Source organism: Streptomyces sp. NPDC052040 (assembly GCF_044548405.1).
GTDB lineage: Bacteria > Actinomycetota > Actinomycetes > Streptomycetales > Streptomycetaceae > Streptomyces.
Genome location: NZ_JBIUBV010000004.1, coordinates 255,668 through 272,536 on the forward strand (window position 1 = coordinate 255,668; position 16,869 = coordinate 272,536).

The 16,869-nt window shown below is 70.7% G+C and carries 16 protein-coding genes; 1 reads left to right on the plus strand and 15 read right to left on the minus strand.

Features of this window, described 5'->3' with window-relative positions:
* Positions 1-24: 24 nt before the first annotated feature.
* The 11 genes from ACIHAA_RS11915 to ACIHAA_RS11965 form a co-directional block, all read right to left on the minus strand.
* Entirely contained in the window at positions 25-2,877 is a 2,853-nt protein-coding gene (locus ACIHAA_RS11915; RefSeq protein ID WP_399815834.1) for a DEAD/DEAH box helicase, read from the minus strand.
* Positions 2,878-2,990: 113 nt separating this feature from the next.
* Entirely contained in the window at positions 2,991-3,944 is a 954-nt protein-coding gene (tatC, locus tag ACIHAA_RS11920; RefSeq protein WP_399815836.1) for a twin-arginine translocase subunit TatC, read from the minus strand.
* 46 nt (positions 3,945-3,990) lie between these two features.
* Complete coding sequence (tatA, locus tag ACIHAA_RS11925; protein ID WP_399815837.1) at positions 3,991-4,272, minus strand: Sec-independent protein translocase subunit TatA; 282 nt, start codon at positions 4,270-4,272, stop codon at positions 3,991-3,993.
* Between the two features lie 242 nt (positions 4,273-4,514).
* The gene (locus ACIHAA_RS11930) at positions 4,515-4,709 is read right to left on the minus strand and encodes a hypothetical protein (protein ID WP_399815838.1); all 195 of its coding nucleotides are present in this window, start codon (positions 4,707-4,709) and stop codon (positions 4,515-4,517) included.
* Positions 4,710-4,799: 90 nt separating this feature from the next.
* On the minus strand, positions 4,800-5,147 hold the full coding sequence (locus ACIHAA_RS11935; protein WP_399816139.1) for a hypothetical protein: 348 nt from the start codon (positions 5,145-5,147) through the stop codon (positions 4,800-4,802).
* A gap of 11 nt (positions 5,148-5,158) precedes the next feature.
* On the minus strand, positions 5,159-6,187 hold the full coding sequence (locus ACIHAA_RS11940; protein WP_399815840.1) for a helix-turn-helix transcriptional regulator: 1,029 nt from the start codon (positions 6,185-6,187) through the stop codon (positions 5,159-5,161).
* 17 nt (positions 6,188-6,204) lie between these two features.
* Positions 6,205-7,158 (minus strand): helix-turn-helix transcriptional regulator, encoded by a 954-nt coding sequence (locus ACIHAA_RS11945; RefSeq protein ID WP_399815842.1) that lies wholly within the window; start codon positions 7,156-7,158, stop codon positions 6,205-6,207.
* Positions 7,159-7,330: 172 nt separating this feature from the next.
* On the minus strand, positions 7,331-7,702 hold the full coding sequence (locus tag ACIHAA_RS11950; protein ID WP_399815844.1) for an FKBP-type peptidyl-prolyl cis-trans isomerase: 372 nt from the start codon (positions 7,700-7,702) through the stop codon (positions 7,331-7,333).
* 70 nt (positions 7,703-7,772) lie between these two features.
* A complete protein-coding gene (locus tag ACIHAA_RS11955) occupies positions 7,773-8,777 on the minus strand; it encodes an FKBP-type peptidyl-prolyl cis-trans isomerase (protein WP_399815846.1) in 1,005 nt (334 codons plus the stop codon).
* 125 nt (positions 8,778-8,902) lie between these two features.
* The gene (gene pafA, locus ACIHAA_RS11960) at positions 8,903-10,264 is read right to left on the minus strand and encodes a Pup--protein ligase (protein ID WP_365166794.1); all 1,362 of its coding nucleotides are present in this window, start codon (positions 10,262-10,264) and stop codon (positions 8,903-8,905) included.
* A gap of 9 nt (positions 10,265-10,273) precedes the next feature.
* Complete coding sequence (locus ACIHAA_RS11965) at positions 10,274-11,533, minus strand: MFS transporter (RefSeq protein WP_399815848.1); 1,260 nt, start codon at positions 11,531-11,533, stop codon at positions 10,274-10,276.
* A 253-nt stretch (positions 11,534-11,786) separates the two neighbouring features.
* Here ACIHAA_RS11965 and ACIHAA_RS11970 point away from each other — a divergent pair, with 253 nt between their 5' ends.
* The gene (locus ACIHAA_RS11970; RefSeq protein ID WP_399815850.1) at positions 11,787-12,800 is read left to right on the plus strand and encodes a LacI family DNA-binding transcriptional regulator; all 1,014 of its coding nucleotides are present in this window, start codon (positions 11,787-11,789) and stop codon (positions 12,798-12,800) included.
* A 115-nt stretch (positions 12,801-12,915) separates the two neighbouring features.
* Here the strand turns inward: ACIHAA_RS11970 and prcA are convergent, their stop codons facing one another.
* The 4 genes from prcA to dop form a co-directional block, all read right to left on the minus strand.
* Positions 12,916-13,668 (minus strand): proteasome subunit alpha, encoded by a 753-nt coding sequence (gene prcA / locus ACIHAA_RS11975; protein ID WP_399815852.1) that lies wholly within the window; start codon positions 13,666-13,668, stop codon positions 12,916-12,918.
* Positions 13,669-13,728: 60 nt separating this feature from the next.
* On the minus strand, positions 13,729-14,574 hold the full coding sequence (prcB, locus tag ACIHAA_RS11980) for a proteasome subunit beta (protein WP_399815854.1): 846 nt from the start codon (positions 14,572-14,574) through the stop codon (positions 13,729-13,731).
* A gap of 273 nt (positions 14,575-14,847) precedes the next feature.
* On the minus strand, positions 14,848-15,066 hold the full coding sequence (locus ACIHAA_RS11985; RefSeq protein ID WP_127181041.1) for a ubiquitin-like protein Pup: 219 nt from the start codon (positions 15,064-15,066) through the stop codon (positions 14,848-14,850).
* A gap of 181 nt (positions 15,067-15,247) precedes the next feature.
* On the minus strand, positions 15,248-16,759 hold the full coding sequence (gene dop / locus ACIHAA_RS11990; protein ID WP_399815857.1) for a depupylase/deamidase Dop: 1,512 nt from the start codon (positions 16,757-16,759) through the stop codon (positions 15,248-15,250).
* Positions 16,760-16,869: the final 110 nt, after the last annotated feature.

The following is a 16,869-nucleotide window of genomic DNA, read 5'->3' on the forward strand; positions in this document are numbered from 1 at the left end:
GCCGGGACCTGTGCCGGGGGGCGCTCAGCCCACCGAGGAGTAGGCGACCACTCCGCGCAGCAGGGCGTCGACCGCCTTGCGCGCGTTCTTCGGCACCGTGGAGCCCTCGGGGACGGCCGCCGCGGCGATCTGGCCGAGGACGTCGATGACCTGCTTGCACCAGCGCACGAAGTCACCGGCCGGCATCTCGGCCTCGCGCAGCACCTCGTCCAGGCCCTTGCCACTGGCCCACATATGGGCCGCCCAGGCGAAACCGAGGTCGGGCTCGCGCTGGCCCACGCCCTCGGTCTGGCTGATCCGGAAGTCCTCCTCCAGGGCGTCCAGTCGGCCCCAGATGCGGACCATCTCGCCGAGCGCGGCCTTGACCCGGCCCGAGGGCACCTTCGGCGCCATCGCGTCGTCCGCCATCCGGGCCTCGTAGACCAACGCCGAGACGCATGCCGCCAGTTCGGCCGGAGGGAGGCCCTCCCAGACGCCTTCGCGCAGGCACTCGCTGGCCAGCAGGTCCAGCTCTCCGTACAGCCGCGCGAGGCGCTTGCCGTGTTCGGTCACCTCGTCACCGCGCAGGTAGTCCAGCTCGGTGAGCAGCGCGACGATCCGGTCGAAGGTGCGGGCGATGGTGTTCGTCCGGCCTTCGATACGGCGCTCCAGCTGGGAGGTGTCCCGGATCAGACGGTGGTAGCGCTCCGCCCAGCGGGCGTGGTCCTCGCGGTCGTTGCACCCGTGGCAGGGGTGGGAGCGCAGGGCGGTGCGCAGCCGGGCGATCTCGCGGTCGTCGGCGGCCGCGGAGCGCTTCTTGCGCTGCCGCTCCGGCGGGATGTGCCCGGCCTTGGTGCGCAGGGCGGAGGCGAGGTCGCGACGGGACTGCGGGGAGCGGGGGTTGAAGGACTTCGGGATGCGCATCCGCTCCAGCGCCTCCACCGGCACCGGGAAGTCGATCGCGGCGAGCCGCTTGACCTGCCGTTCGGCGGTGAGGACCAGGGGGCGCGGACCGTCGTGGTACTCGACGCCGCGGTGACCGCCCGCGCGGCCCGCGGGCACTCCGGGGTCCAGCACCAGGGCGAGGCCCGCGTACTTGCCGGTCGGCACATGGATGACGTCCCCGGGCTTGAGCCGCTCCAGGGCGGTGGCGGCCTCGGCGTGCCGCTGCGCCACACCCTGGCGGGCCAGCTCCGTTTCGCGGTCCTTGAGTTCGCGGCGCAGCCGCGCGTATTCGTCGAAGTCGCCCAGGTGGCAGGTCATGGCCTCCTGGTAGCCGGCCAGGCCCTCCTCGTTGCGCTGTACCTGGCGCGAGATGCCGACGACCGACCTGTCGGCCTGGAACTGCGCGAAGGACGTCTCCAGGAGTTCACGGGAGCGGTGCCGGCCGAACTGCCCGACCAGGTTCACGGCCATGTTGTACGACGGCTTGAAGCTGGAGCGCAGCGGATAGGTGCGGGTACCCGCCAGACCCGCGAGGTGCTCGGGGCTCATGCCGCGCTGCCACAGCACGACCGCATGCCCCTCGACGTCGATGCCGCGGCGGCCCGCGCGGCCGGTGAGCTGGGTGTACTCGCCGGGGGTGATGTCGGCGTGCTGCTCGCCGTTCCACTTGACGAGCTTCTCCAGCACCACCGAGCGGGCGGGCATGTTGATGCCGAGCGCCAGGGTCTCGGTGGCGAACACCGCCTTCACCAGGCCCCGGACGAACAGCTCCTCGACGACCTCCTTGAACGTCGGCAGCATGCCCGCGTGATGGGCGGCGATTCCGCGCTCCAGGCCCTCCAGCCACTCGTAGTACCCGAGGACGTGCAGGTCCTCGGTGGGGATGGCGGCGGTGCGCTCCTCCACCAGGGCCCGCACCTGCTCCCGGGCCTCGTCGTCGTTGAGCCGGAGGCCCGCGTAGAGGCACTGCTCCACGGCCGCCTGGCAGGCGGCCCGGCTGAAGATGAAGGTGATCGCGGGCAGCAGCCCCTCGGCGTCGAGCCGCTCGATCACCTCGGGCCTGCCCGGCGTCCACACCCGGGACCGCTGCCTGCGCTCCCGCTCGCGGTCGGCCTCGCGCATGGACCGGCCGCGCCGCCGGTCCTGGTACGACGGGCGGGTGGCCTCCATCCTGGCCAGGCGGGTGAGGTCGGGGTTGACGGCCTTCCGGTGGCCCTCGCCCTCCTCGAACAGGTCGTACATCCGCCGTCCGGCCAGCACATGCTGGAACAGCGGCACGGGCCGGTGCTCGGAGACGATCACCTCGGTGTCCCCGCGGACGGTGTCCAGCCAGTCGCCGAACTCCTCCGCGTTGGAGACCGTCGCCGACAGCGAGACCAGCGTCACCGACTCGGGCAGGTGGATGATCACTTCCTCCCAGACGGCGCCGCGGAAGCGGTCGGAGAGGTAGTGCACCTCGTCCATCACCACATGGCCGAGGCCGAGGAGGGTGCTGGAGCCCGCGTACAGCATGTTCCGCAGGACCTCGGTGGTCATCACGACCACCGGGGCCTCGGCGTTGACACTGTTGTCGCCGGTGAGCAGGCCGACCTTCTCCGTGCCGTAGCGGCGGCACAGGTCGGAGTACTTCTGGTTGGACAGCGCCTTGATGGGTGTCGTGTAGAAGCACTTCTTGCCCTGGAGCAGGGCGAGGTGGACGGCGAACTCGCCGACGATCGTCTTGCCGGAGCCGGTGGGCGCGGCCACCAGCACGCCCTTGCCCGCCTCAAGCGCCTGGCAGGCCTCGATCTGGAAGGGGTCGAGGCCGAAGTCGTACATCTCGCGGAAGGAGGCGAGCGCGGTGGCCTGCTCGGCGGCGCGCCTGCGTGCCGCCGCATACCGCTCGGCCGGTGAGAGATCCTCTGTCATCGTGCTTTCGAGCGTACCGGGCACCACTGACAACACGACGATCATTATCCGGATCGGCCGGGTACGGCAGTGGGCCCCGCCGTTCCCTCGGCGGGGCCCACTGCCATGATCAGCACATCACTCGGTCCGTCAGGACATCACCCGGTGCGTCCGGGGGCTCACGTCACGTCGTCGTAGCCGTTCACCCGGTCATGGGGCGATCCACTCGACTCGGGCAGGGCGCGGGAGGCCGAGACCGGCTCGATGCCACCGATGTCCTCGGGCGTGAGATCCAGCTCGGAGGCCTCGTCGTCCGAGAGCCCCCGCCCGTCACGCCGGGCGCGGCGTCGGTCGTTGAGCAGGGAGATGACCACGGCGATGAAGAAAAGTCCCCAGATGGGCGCCGCCAGCGCCAGCATCGACATGGGGTCCGCGCCGGGAGTCGCCACGGCGGCGAAGGCAGCGATGCCGACCACCATGGCGCGCCACCAGCCGAGCATGCGCCGTCCGGAGAGGATCCCGGTCAGGTTGAGCATGACGAGCAGCAACGGCATCTCGAAGGCGAGGCCGAAGACCAGCACCATGCGGGTCACCAAGTCGAGCAGCTTGTCCAGGGACAGCAGGTTCTCCACGCCGGGGGGCGTGAGGTCGACCATCACCTTGGCCGTGACCGGCAGCACCCGGTAGGCGAGGTAACCGCCGCCGAGGAAGAGCGGGACGCCGAACCCGACGAACGCGTAGGCGTACTTCTTCTCGTGGCGGTGCAGGCCCGGCGCGACGAACGCCCACAGCTGGTAGAGCCAGATCGGCGACGCCAGCACCACGCCGCCGGTCAGTGAGGCCTTCAGCGCGAGCGTGAAGGGACCCAGAAGGTCACCAATGGTGATGTGCGCACAGGGGGTGTTGCTCTTCGCCTTCGCCAGCTCCCCGAAGGACTGGTTACAGCCCACGGAGCGCAGCAGCGGGTGAGTGATGAAGTTGATGATGTGCTGGTAGAAGAAGGCGCACACGATCGTGACGACAACGATCGCAAGGACAGCCTTGGTGAGCCGATTCCGCAGCTCACGAAGGTGATCGCCGAGCGGCATGCGCCCCTCGGCATCCCTCTCCCCTTTGCGGGCAGGCTTGAGCAACCCACATCCTCATCTCGTGCAGTGGACCGGACGACCCCGGTCCGCGTCAGCGCTGGGTCGTGGCGTCCGTCGGCTCGCTGACCGGGCGGGAGCTGGCCACATCGCCGGGGGAGGCCTGGATCGTGCGCTGCGCCTGGGGCTGCTCTTCGGCGGGCTGGGCGGGCTGCTTGCTGCCGTCGTCCTTCATCGCCTTGGCCTCGCTCTTGAGGATCCGCGCGGACTTGCCCAGCGACCGTGCCATGTCCGGAAGCTTCTTCGAACCGAATACGAGGACGATCACCAGGACCAGGAGCACCAGGTGCCACGGCTCAAGTGCGTTGCGGAACATAGTCTTCACCTTCTCACTGAGGCGGGCGGCGGGGCATGTGACCGGTCGGACACGTGTCCGACCATCGCGCTGGCAGCGATCGTATCGCCTGGGGATGAACACAAAACCATCCCCATGCGTACTTACGCTTCTACGGACCGCGCCTCGCTCTCCGGACCGCGACTAGCAGAGTACCCAGCCGGAAGGGCGAAGTGCCCCCTAGTGCATGACGTTCGTTATCTCACAGAAGTTCCCGACGCAGCTCACAGGGAGTCCGCCGACCGGGCCGCGCTCACCGTCGCCTGCTCCAGATCCTCGGCGGCCCTGTTGATACGGCGCGCTGATTCCGAGACCTGTCGGCCGAGGCGCTGCGCCTCCAGGAAGACGCGGACGGCCAGCACACCGAGGACGGCAAGTCCCACGAAACCCAGAGCAACTGCGAACATCGGCCAGAACATGAGGCCGAGCCTAGCGGTCCCGGTGGGTTCCGTTCGGACCGGCGGCCGGGCGGCGGACCGCGCGGCACCCGGGGCGGTGCCGGGGACGGGTCAGTGCAGCCGCAGTGTCCGTACCCCGCCGCCGGTGAGCAGTTCCACGATGCGTTCCCCGGCCGGTTTGCGGACGGGGGCCTCGCACTCGGGGCAGGTGAAGGAGTAGAAGGTGGTCCTGCTGGTGGCGCCGATCACCAGGCGCAGGGCGCTCGCGCCCAGCTCGAAGGCCCCCCGGCAGTCCGGGCACCCGGCCCGGAATACCACGTCCGCGACCCGCCGCATCCCGGCGAACGCCGTCCGCACGGAGATCTCCCCCGCCGCCCCGGGCGCACCCGCCCGGTCCGCCGACGCAGCCGTACGTCCCGGCGCCCCCGGCGCACCCGTCCGTCCCGTCGCCCCGGACATCGCCGACGTGTTCACAGCCCCTGCTCCTGCCTGTCGCACAGCCCGTCCTGGACTCCGTCCGGCCCGTCGTACGCGGTGAGCGCCTCGCGGGCGGCCCGGCGGGCGCTCTCCGCCAGGTCCCCCGGCGACAGGATCCGGCCGTCGGGCCCGAGCCGCAGCGCCAGCCGTCGCAGCGACGCCGGGTCCGGGGTCCGCAAGGTGATACGCAGCCCGCCGTCCGGCAGCTCATCGGCGCTGTCGTGCGGGTAGTACTCGGCGACCCAGCGGCCGCCCGGGCCGACCTCCACGACGACCTCGGGGTCCTCGGCGGCGGGCTGCACCAGCCCCTCCGACAGGTCCCGCAGCTCGACCTCCGGCGGTGCCGACGGCTCGTCCAGGATGCGGATCTCGGCGACCCGGTCGAGCCGGAAGGTGCGGCGTGCCTCGGAGCGGCGGCACCACGCCTCCACATAGGTGTGACCGACGCTGACCAGGCGGATCGGGTCGATCTCCCGCTCGGTGAGCTCGTCCCGGGCCGGGGAGTAGTAGCGGATCCACAGCCGTCGGCGTTCGGAGATCGCGCGGTCGACGTCCGCGAAGACCCCGCCCTCCGACTCGAAGGTCACCGACAGGCGGGAGCTGGCGCCCGCCGCCTCGCCCGCGGCGGTCTCCACCTTGGCGGTGGCGCGCAGCAGGGCCTGCCGGTCGCTCTCGCGCAGTCCGGGCAGGGTGGCCACGGCCCGGGCCGCGACGAGCAGGGCGGTCGCCTCGTCGGCGGCCAGCCGCAGGGGCTCGGCGGCCTCCGCGCCCAGGGCGGCCGGGTTGTGCCACCAGATGCGCTCGCCGTCGGTGTCGATGTCGAGCAGATCACCGCCGCGGAAGCTGGTGCCGCACATGGGCAGCACATCGAGGTCCGAGACCAGCTCGTCCTCGGTGATCCCGAAGGCCCGGGCGACGTCCTCGATGCGCGCACCGGGGCGCTCGCGCAGATAGGTCACCAGGGAGAGCATCCGCCGGGTCTGGTCGATGGCGTTCCCGGGTCTGGCCGGCTTGGCTGCCATGTGGTCCGTCCCTCTCCTCAGCCCTTGGCCACGGCGCGCAGCCGGTCCACCACGTCGGCCCGCAGCTCGGCGGGGTCCAGGACCACCACATCGGGCCCGAACTCGACCAGCCAGGCGTCCAGGCCGTGCCCGTACGGAATCTCCAACTCGTCCCAGCCGTCGTCGAGTTCCCGCACGGTGGTGGCCTTCGCCCGCAGCGGGTAGCCCGCGCCCTTGCGCAGCCGGATCCTGGCCGAGCGATCGGCGGTCTCCCCCGCCCAGCCCGCGACGGTCTCACGCACCGTGACCACGTCCGGTACGGGGGCACTGAAGGCACCGCTGCGGCTGCGCACCCTGCCGGTGATCCGGGACAGCCGGAAGACGCGCTCGGCGCCCCGGTCGCGGTCCCACCCGGCCAGATACCAGTGGCCGCGCCAGCACTCCAGCGCCCAGGGCTCCACCTGGCGCGGCTCGGGGCGAGCGGCGGTGGCCTTGCGGTACTCGAAGACCACGGGACGGCGGTCGCGGCAGGCGAGCATCAGCGGTTCGAAGGCCGCCTCGTGCACGGGGATGCGGGGCTCCAGCGCGCCATGGGCCTCGTAGGGGTCGACGTCCTCGGGCAGGCCCGCGGCGCGCAGCTTCTGGAGCGCACCGCTCGCGGCACCGGCCAGCCGGGCCTGCTGCCAGACCTTGGCGGCGAGGCCGAGGGCGGCGGCCTCCTCGGCGTCGAGGGTGATGGGCGGGAGGCGGTTGCTGTCGTGGCGGGCGAGATAGCCGATCTCGCCGTCGAGGTTCTCCACGGTCTCGATGACCAGGCCCAGCTCGCGCAGATCGTCCTTGTCGCGCTCGAACATCCGGTTGAAGGAGTCGTCCGACCCGGCTTCCAGATAGGCCTCGACGGACTCGCGCAGCTCGCGCTTGCTGAGCGGCCGCCGCGTCCCGAGCAGACACAGCGCCAGGTTCATCAGCCGCTCGGCCTTGGCAATGGCCATCGACGCCCTTCGCCTTCCCTATGGTGCTTACGATCGACGACCGTACCGCTCGCGCGGGGCACGGCAAAAGCCGAGCGCCCATGCCCGGCCGGGCATGGGCGCAAGTTGATCGTTTCCGACCGCCCGCGTCACCTCATCGGGGAGCCGGGCGGCGGTGATCAGGCAGACCGTCTCAGACCGCGACCAGGTCGCAGACGAAGATCAGCGTCTCGCCGGGCTTGATCCGGGCACCGGCGCCGCGGTCGCCGTAGGCGAGGTGCGGCGGGATGGTCAGCTGGCGGCGGCCGCCGACCTTCATGCCCTGCACGCCCTTGTCCCAGCCCGCGATGACCTGGCCGACGCCGAGCTGGAACTTCAGCGGGGCGCCGCGGTTCCAGGACGCGTCGAACTCCTCACCGGTGGAGAAGGCAACGCCCACGTAGTGGACGGAGACGGCGTCGCCCGCCTTCGCCTCCGGACCGTCGCCCTCCCAGATGTCCTTGATCTCGAGGTCGGCCGGGGGCTCGCCGCCCGGGAAGTCGATCTCGGGCTTCTCGATGCTCACGTCAAAAGCTCCTGCGTGTTGGGGTTGAGGCCATTACGGCAAGACCGACATTCTCACATCGCCGCGGGGGTCACATCTTCGCCAGGATGTCCACCGAGAACACCAGCGTGGAGTCCTTCTTGATGCCGCTGCCCTGCGGCGGGTTGTTGCCGTACCCCAGCTTCGGCGGCACGACCACCAGGACCCGGCTGCCCACCTTCTTGCCGGTGAGTCCCTCGGCCCAGCCCTTGACGACCTGCTGCAACGAGAAGGAGGTCAGCTGGCCGCGGCCATAGGTGGAGTCGAACTCCTTGCCGGTGTCCCACAGCACGCCCTTGTACTGCACCAGGACGGTGCTGTCCGCCGCGACCGGGTCGCCGTCGCCCTCGAGCACGTACTTGGCGACCAGTCCCGTCGGCGGCTTCACCTTCGGGACCGTGATGGAGGGGGCCTTGCCGTCGGTGTTGGTGCCGACCTTCGGCTCGTTGGCGTCGCTCTGGGGCACGGCCTTGCCCTTGGCGGAGCTCTTGGCGTTGAAGGTGTTCTTGAGGTCCACCACGAAGACCAGGGTGTCGGTGCCCTTGATGCCCGCCTGGGAGTTGCCCTGCGGGCCGTATCCCCAGGTCGGCGGCACGGACATCAGCACCCGGCTGCCGACCTTCTTGCCCTGGAGCGCGTAGCGCCAGCCGTCGATGATCCCGCCCTGCGCCAGCTGGATGACCAGCGGCGTCTTGCGGTCGTAGGAGTTGTCGAAGACCTTTGCCGTGTCCCAGATCTGGCCCAGGTAGTCGGCCTGGATGTAGTCGTTCTCCGCGACCGTCGGCCCGCTGCCCGCGATCGCCGTCTTGACGGCCAGGTCCTTGGACGGGGAGCCGGAGCCCTTCGCCACGGTCGGCTTCTCACCGAACTTCGTCCCGGCGGTGATCGCGGGCAGCGGGCCCTCGACGATCTTCGGCGGCGGGGCGGCGGACGGAGCCGAGGCCGAGGGGGACGGACTGGTGCTGGACTCGCTCTTACCCGATCCGTTGTCGCCGCATCCGGCGAGTGTGACCAGTCCTGCGGGCAGAGTGGCAAGGAGCAGCGAGCGTCGGCGCACGATGGGGCCTCGTATCGGTCGATCTTGACGGTTGGCGTGCGCGCAACTCTACGGCGTGCGAAGGGCGCCGCACGGGAAACGTACGGCGCCCGCGTTGCGTTCCGGCTCGGCGGCCGGGACGGCACTCACATTCCGGCGATGAGCTTCTCCACCCGGTCGTCCACCGAACGGAAGGGGTCCTTGCACAGCACGGTCCGCTGCGCCTGGTCGTTCAGCTTGAGATGGACCCAGTCGACCGTGAAATCACGGCGCTGCTCCTGGGCCCGGCGGATGAAGTCGCCGCGCAGCCGCGCCCGAGTGGTCTGCGGGGGAACCGACTTGCCTTCGAAGATCTTCAAGTCGTTGCAGATCCGGGTGGCTTGGCCCTTCTTCTCCAGCAGGTAGTACAGGCCGCGGCGGCGGTGGATGTCGTGATAGGCGAGGTCTATCTGGGCGACCCGCGGGTGCGACATCGTCATGTTGTGCTTGGCCCGGTACCGCTCGATGAGCTTGTACTTCATCACCCAGTCGATTTCGGTGCCGATCCGGTCGAGGTCCTCGGCCTCGATCGCGTCCAGGGTGCGGCCCCACAGTTCGAGGACCTGCTCGACCGTGCCCGTGCGGATGCCGCGGCGCTCGCAGAAGTCCACGGCCTTCTCGTAGTACTCGCGCTGGACCTCCAGTGCGGAGGCCTCTCGGCCGCTGGCCAGGCGCACCTTGCGGCGGCCCGTGATGTCGTGGCTGACCTCGCGGATCGCCCGGATCGGGTTCTCCAGGGTGAGGTCGCGCATCACGGTGCCCGCCTCGATCATGCGCAGCACCAGGTCGGTGGCGCCGACCTTGAGCAGCATGGTCGTCTCGGACATGTTCGAATCACCGACGATGACGTGCAGCCTGCGGTAGCGCTCGGCGTCGGCGTGCGGTTCGTCCCGGGTGTTGATGATCGGCCGGGAGCGGGTGGTCGCCGAGCTGACGCCCTCCCAGATGTGCTCGGCGCGCTGGCTCACGCAGTAGACCGCGCCGCGCGGGGTCTGGAGCACCTTGCCGGCGCCGCACAGCAGCTGCCGCGTGACCAGGAACGGAATCAGGATGTCCGCGAGCCGGGAGAACTCCCCGTGCCGCGCCACCAGATAGTTCTCGTGGCAACCGTAGGAGTTGCCCGCCGAGTCCGTGTTGTTCTTGAAGAGGTAGACGTCGCCTGCGATTCCCTCCTCGTGCAGGCGGCGTTCGGCATCGACCAGCAGCCCTTCGAGAATGCGCTCGCCTGCCTTGTCGTGGGTGACCAGTTCGATCACATTGTCACATTCGGGTGTGGCATATTCCGGATGTGAGCCCACGTCGAGATAGAGACGGGCGCCATTGCGCAGAAAGACATTGCTGCTACGGCCCCATGACACGACACGGCGGAAGAGGTACCGCGCCACCTCGTCAGGCGACAGGCGGCGCTGTCCCCTGAACGTGCACGTGACGCCGTACTCGTTCTCCAGCCCGAAAATGCGGCGGTCCATGACTGAACATTACGCCCGATCCCCCGAGCTGAAACGGGGTTCGACGGCACGGTTTGGATCATTTTCCGATGAAGCCGCAACCACCGCCCCTTCCACGGGAGCTGCCAGGAGCCGCGCGGTGGCCAGCAGCACCAGCAGGGACACGGCTCCGGCGGCGCCCGGCACCGCGAATCCCCACCGGGCTCCGCCCTCCTGCACCACCGGCCCGGCCACGCCCGTGCCCACCGACGCACCCACGGTGAAGGTGGTCACCAGCCATGAGAAGGCCTCCGTGACCGTGCCCGCGGGCGCCTGGCGGTCCACGATGATGAACGCGCAGGCGATGCACGGCGCGAGGAACACCCCCGACAGCACGGACAGCAGGACCATCGGCACCGCGCCCGGCACCAGCATCAGCGGCAGGTAACACACCGCCAGCAGGCCCACCAGCAGGCGCAGTCGCCGCTCCGGCGCGCCGCGCCACTGCCGGGCCCCGTAGACCGTGCCCCCGGCCAGCGCGCCAAGCCCCAGGCCCGCCATCAGCCACCCGTAGACGGCGTCCCCGCCGTGGCCGTCGGCGTAGGACACCGAGGCCACGGTGATGGAGCCGAGCGCGATGCCCACGAACAGGAAGGCGCCCAGCAGCGCCACCAGCCCCGAGGAGCGCAGGGCGCCGAGCCAGTGCGCGGCCCGGGGCGCGGAGCGCCAGGCCCGGGACGGCGGCGAGAGCACCACCGACAGCGCGCCCGCCACGCCGACCGCGCTGAGCACGATCAGGGCCGCCCGGGCCGACCAGAGCGAGGTGCACAGCGTCACCAGGAGCGGCCCCACGGTGAACATCACCTCCTGGGCGATGGCGTCCATCGCATACGCGATGTGCACCTGCTCCTCGCGGCGCAGCACCGCCGGCCACAGGGCCCGCAGTCCGCCCTCCAGCGGCGGGGTGAACAGTCCGGCGAGCGCCATGGCGGCGTAGGCCACCGGGAGCGGTTCCAGGCCCGTCAGCGCGAAGGCGGTCATGGCGAGCGCCGAGACGACCGCGGCGGGCAGCTGGACGCGGGGCTGGCCGTGCAGGTCGACCAGGCGGCCGAGCAGCGGCTGCCCGGCGGCGTTGGCCACCCCGTAGACCGCCGCGAGCGCGCCCGCGAGGCTGTAGGTGCCGCCCTCGGCCCGGACGAAGAGGACCACCGCGATCGCCGCGGTGGCGTTGGGCAGTCGGCCCACGAGCGTCCCGACGAGCAGGCGCGCGGCGTGCTTCGCCCTCAGGATCTCCAGATAACCCGCGGCCATCCGCTCTTGGTCCTCTCTTGTCGTTTCTCTGGTCGCTTGTGCGTCCTGCGCGCCGCCGCGCGGGGCTCCCGCCCGGTGCGCGAGGGCCCGTGGTGACCGCGGTCCGGGGCCGGCTGCATGACTCGTCTGCGCCGGTCCCGTGGTGTGCCGGTCCCTTTTTGTCTCGGTCCCGACCGACGTTGTACGTATAACCTCGTCCGCCATACGTACCATGTGCGCTGTCCACGAGTCCAGACGAAAGAGCAGGCCCCCGGTGGCATCAGGTAGCACGCGACCCACCAGCCGCGATGTCGCCCAGGCCGCCGGAGTCTCCCAGGCCGCCGTCTCCCTCGTCCTCGGCGACAAGTGGCGCGGCCGGGTCTCCGCCGCCACCGCCGAGCGGGTACGCGAAGCCGCCCGGGAGCTGGGCTACCGGCCCAACCTCGCCGCCCGCAATCTGCGCCTCGGCCACACCCGTACCGTGCTGCTGGTCGTCCCCGCCCTGACCACCGAGTTCTTCGCCGGTGTCTACACCGGGGCCGCACGCGTCGCCGCCCGGCACGGCTTCGGTGTCGTCCTCTACCCCTCCCCCGAGGGCGTCGGACCCGCCCGGGACCCCTTCCACTCCGCGCAGGCCGCCCTGGACGGGGTGATCGCCTCCTCCATGGCCGCCGACGCCCTCACCGCCATCCACGGCGACCAGCTCCCCCTGGTGATGCTGGACAGCGACCCCCGGGGCAGCCTGGGCGCCGCCACCGTCAACCTCGACATCGCGGACGGGGTGCGTCAGGTGGCCGGCCACCTGCTCGCCCTCGGCCACCGGCGCTTTCTGCACCTTGCCGCCGACGTCCCCTCCTGGACCTTCCACATCCGCGCGCAGGAGCTGGCCGGGCGCCTCACCGCGGTCCCCGGTGCCACCCTGGCGACGACCCGCGCCCCCATCTCCATCGAGGGCGCCCTGGCCGCCGCCGAGGCCGCCCTCGCCGCGCCCGGGCCCCGGCCCACCGCCCTGGTCTGCGACGACGACAAGCTCGCGGCGGGCGCCTACAAGGCCGCCCGCCGCCTGGGACTGCGCATCCCCGAGGACCTCTCGGTCACCGGCCTCGACGATCTCGCCCTGGCGAGCGCGCTCGACCCCGAACTGACCACGGTCCGGCTGGACGCGGAACTCTTCGGCGAGCGCGGCATGGAAGCCCTCCTCGCCGTCCTGGAGGGCGGGACGCCGCAGCAGGGGGACATCCCCGTGGAACTCGTCGTACGGGGGTCCACGGCCCCTCCGGGCCCCTGAGGGGCCTCCCCGGGCGTTGATACGCCGCAGCCGCGCCGCCCCGGCCGGGAGGGCCTGGGCGGCGCGGCTGCGGCGCACCTGCGGCGTCACGCTCCGCGGGGAGCGCGACGCCGGATCACTCCTCGTCCTCCGCGGACTCGTCCTCCGCCTCCGCGGCCGTCGAGGCGCCGTCCGCCTGGAGCAGCCGGGCGAGCTGGCGGCCCACGATCCGCCGGAACTTGCGCTGCTGCGGGCGCGTACGGTCCAGCAGCGCGACCTCGAGGCGCTCGGCGGGGATCTCCCGCTCGCTGCCGTTGGTGTCCCGGGACAGGGCCTGCACCGCCAGCTTCAGCGCCTCCGCGAGGGTCATTCCGTCCCGGTGGCGCTGGTCCAGGAAGGTGCTGATCTGCTCCGCGTTGCCGCCGACCGCGACCGAGCCGTGCTCGTCCACGATCGAACCGTCGTGCGGCAGCCGGTAGATCTGGTCGCCCTCCGGGGTCTCCCCCACCTCGGCGACCACCAGTTCCACCTCGTACGGCTTCTCCGCGGCGCTGGAGAAGATGGTGCCCAGTGTCTGGGCGTACACGTTCGCCAGGCCCCGGGCGGTCACATCGCCCCGGTCGTAGGTGTAGCCCCGCAGGTCGGCGTACCGGACCCCGCCGATGCGCAGGTTCTCGTACTCGTTGTACTTGCCGGCCGCGGCGAAACCGATCCGGTCGTAGATCTCGCTGAACTTGTGGAGCGCGCGGGACGGGTTCTCGCCGACGAACACGATGCCGTCGGCGTACTGCATCACGACCAGGCTGCGGCCGCGCGCGATGCCCTTGCGGGCGTACTCCGCCCGGTCGGCCATGGCCTGCTGGGGGGAGACATAGAACGGCGTCGACACCGGTTATCCGTCCCTTTCTGTCGAAGTCACTCGATCACCTTCACCGACCAACGGGGCCCGTCAGAGCAGGGCGGCCCGGGGGCCGTCCGGCTGCTCCAGGCGGTGCTGGAGGACCGTGCGGGCGAGCTCGCCCGTCTCGTCCTCGGTGAGACGGCGGAAGCCGTCCTCGGTGATCACGGTGACGATCGGATAGATCCGGCGGGCGACATCGGGACCACCGGTCGCCGAGTCGTCGTCTGCCGCGTCGTAGAGGGCCTGGACCACCAGGGTGGTGGCCTGCTCCTCGGTCAGGTCATCACGGTAGAGCTTCTTCATGGCGCCGCGCGCGAAGATCGAGCCGGAGCCGGTGGCCGCGTAGCCGTGCTCCTCGGAGCGGCCGCCCGTGACGTCGTACGAGAAGATGCGGCCCCGGTCGCGGTCCACGTCGTACCCGGCGAAGATCGGGACCACGGCCAGGCCCTGCATGGCCATGCCGAGGTTGGAACGGATCATGGTCGACAGCCGGTTCGCCTTGCCCTCCAGGGACAGCTGGGCGCCCTCGACCTTCTCGAAGTGCTCCAGCTCCAGCTGGAACAGCTTGACCATCTCCACGGCGAGGCCCGCCGTGCCGGCGATCCCGACCGCCGAGTACTCGTCCGCCGGGAAGACCTTCTCGATGTCCCGCTGGGCGATCACATTGCCCATGGTCGCGCGGCGGTCGCCCGCGAGCACGACGCCCCCCGGGAACGTCGTGGCCACGATCGTGGTGCCGTGCGGGGCCTCGATCACTCCCTGGGTGGGCGGCAGCTGCCGCTTGCCGGGCAGCAGCTCGGGCTGGTGGTCGCCGAGGAAGTCCATGAAGGAGGACGAGCCGGGCGTCAGGAAGGCGGCCGGTAGACGCCCGGTGCTACGAGGGTTGGCTTCCACGCGTTTCCTTCCACGTAGGTCTCAGCTGCCGTGCAGCTGAAGCTCAGTACGCCTCGGACCCTACCCGCACCAAGGGGGTGATCCACATGTGCGGGAGAGGCCGAAAAACAGCGGCAACGGACGCGCCCCGGGGGGCGGTCGGCCGAGTACGACGCGTCGTGCGGTCTCCGGGACGCAGGGCCGTGCCGCGGACGGTCCGCGGCCCGGCGCGGAACGGGACACGCCGAGGCGGGCCGTGCCTCGTTCCGCACGACGCCGCCCGGACGCTTCCCGCTACTCCCCGCCCTTTTGCACGAAGGAGCGCACGAAGTCCTCGGCGTTCTCCTCGAGCACGTCGTCGATCTCGTCGAGAACCGAGTCCACGTCGTCGCTCAGCTTCTCCTGCCGCTCCTTCAGGTCGTCGGTGGCCTGCGCGTCCTGCGCCTGCTCCTCGACTTCCTCAGTGGAGCGTGTGGCCTTCTGCTGTCCGCCGCCGGTGTCCTTGGTAGCCATTACCCTCACCCCGCTCAGTTCGCCCGACATGGTCGGCATTCCTGCCGATCGATGATGATCAGACCCTACAAGCCCGGTCCGACATCGGCCCCGCGGTTGCTCCAACGCACGGGGACCGCCTCGATGATTCCCGGGCGCCGGGACTTACTACCCTGCCCGGTGGAGCCGCCCGTGAACCCGATCAGCCGCCCGAGAGCACCCTGACCAGGTCCTCCGCCGTGCGGCAGCGGTCCAGCAGCTCCTTGACGTGATTACGCGTTCCGCGAAGCGGTTCCAGGGTTGGGACCCGCTGGAGCGAGTCCCGGCCCGGCAGATCGAAGATCACCGAGTCCCAGGAGGCCGCGGCGACATCGTCCGCGTACTGCTCCAGGCAGCGGCCGCGGAAGTAGGCACGGGTGTCCTCCGGCGGCTTCGTACGGGCCCGCTCGACCTCGGTCTCGTCCAGGAGCCGCTTCATGCGCCCGCGGGCCACCAGACGGTTGTACAGGCCCTTCTCGGGGCGTACGTCGGCGTACTGGAGGTCCACCAGGTGCAGCCGGGCCGCGTCCCAGTCCAGGGCGTCCCGGCGCCGGTACCCCTCCATGAGCTCCCGCTTGGCCACCCAGTCCAGCTCACCGGCGAGGCTCATGGGGTCCCGCTCCAGGCGGTTCAGGGTGTCCTCCCAGCGGGCCAGCACGTCCTTGGTCTGGTCGTCGGCGTCGGCCCCGAAGCGCTCCTCCACGTATTTGCGCGACAGCTCGAAGTACTCCATCTGAAGCTGGACCGCGGTGAGTGTCCGGCCGCTGCGGAGCGTGATCAGGCGCTGGAGACCGGGGTCGTGGGAGACCTGGTGGAGGGTGCGTACGGGCTGGTCCACGGCAAGGTCGACGGCGATGAAGCCGTCCTCGATCATCGACAGGACAAGGGCGGTGGTGCCCAGCTTCAGATAGGTCGAGATCTCGGACAGATTGGCGTCGCCGATGATCACATGGAGGCGCCGGTACTTCTCCGCGTCGGCGTGCGGTTCGTCCCGGGTGTTGATGATGGGCCGTTTGAGTGTCGTCTCCAGGCCGACCTCGACCTCGAAGTAGTCGGCGCGCTGACTGAGCTGGAAGCCGTGCTCATGGCCGTCCTGGCCGATGCCCACGCGGCCGGCGCCCGTGACGACCTGGCGGGAGACGAAGAAGGGCGTGAGGTGGCGCACGATGTCCGAGAAGGCGGTCTCCCGCTTCATCAGGTAGTTCTCGTGCGTGCCGTAGGAGGCGCCCTTGTTGTCGGTGTTGTTCTTGTAGAGGTGGATCGGCTGGGCGCCGGGGAGCTGGGCGGCCCGCTCCGCCGCCTCCGCCATGATCCGCTCACCGGCCTTGTCCCAGAGGACGGCGTCGCGGGGGTTGGTCACCTCGGGGGCGCTGTACTCGGGGTGTGCGTGGTCGACGTAGAGCCGCGCGCCGTTGGTGAGGATCACGTTGGCCAGGCCGATGTCCTCGTCGGTGAGCTGGCTGGCGTCGGCGGCCTCGCGGGTGAGGTCGAAGCCCCGCGCGTCCCGCAGCGGATTCTCCTCCTCGAAGTCCCAGCGAGCCCGGCGGGCCCGGTGCATCGCCGCGGCGTAGGCGTTGACGATCTGGGACGAGGTGAGCATGGCATTGGCATTGGGGTGGCCGGGGACGGAGATGCCGTACTCCGTCTCAATGCCCATTACTCGCCGTACGGTCATGCGGCCCTCCTTGCCGGGCGGCGCCCTCGGTCGGGGGCGGCGCTCATGTACCGCTGGTGCTCCGGTGCGCGTGCGGTGCCCGTCCCCGCACGGCGCGACGCGGCGGTACG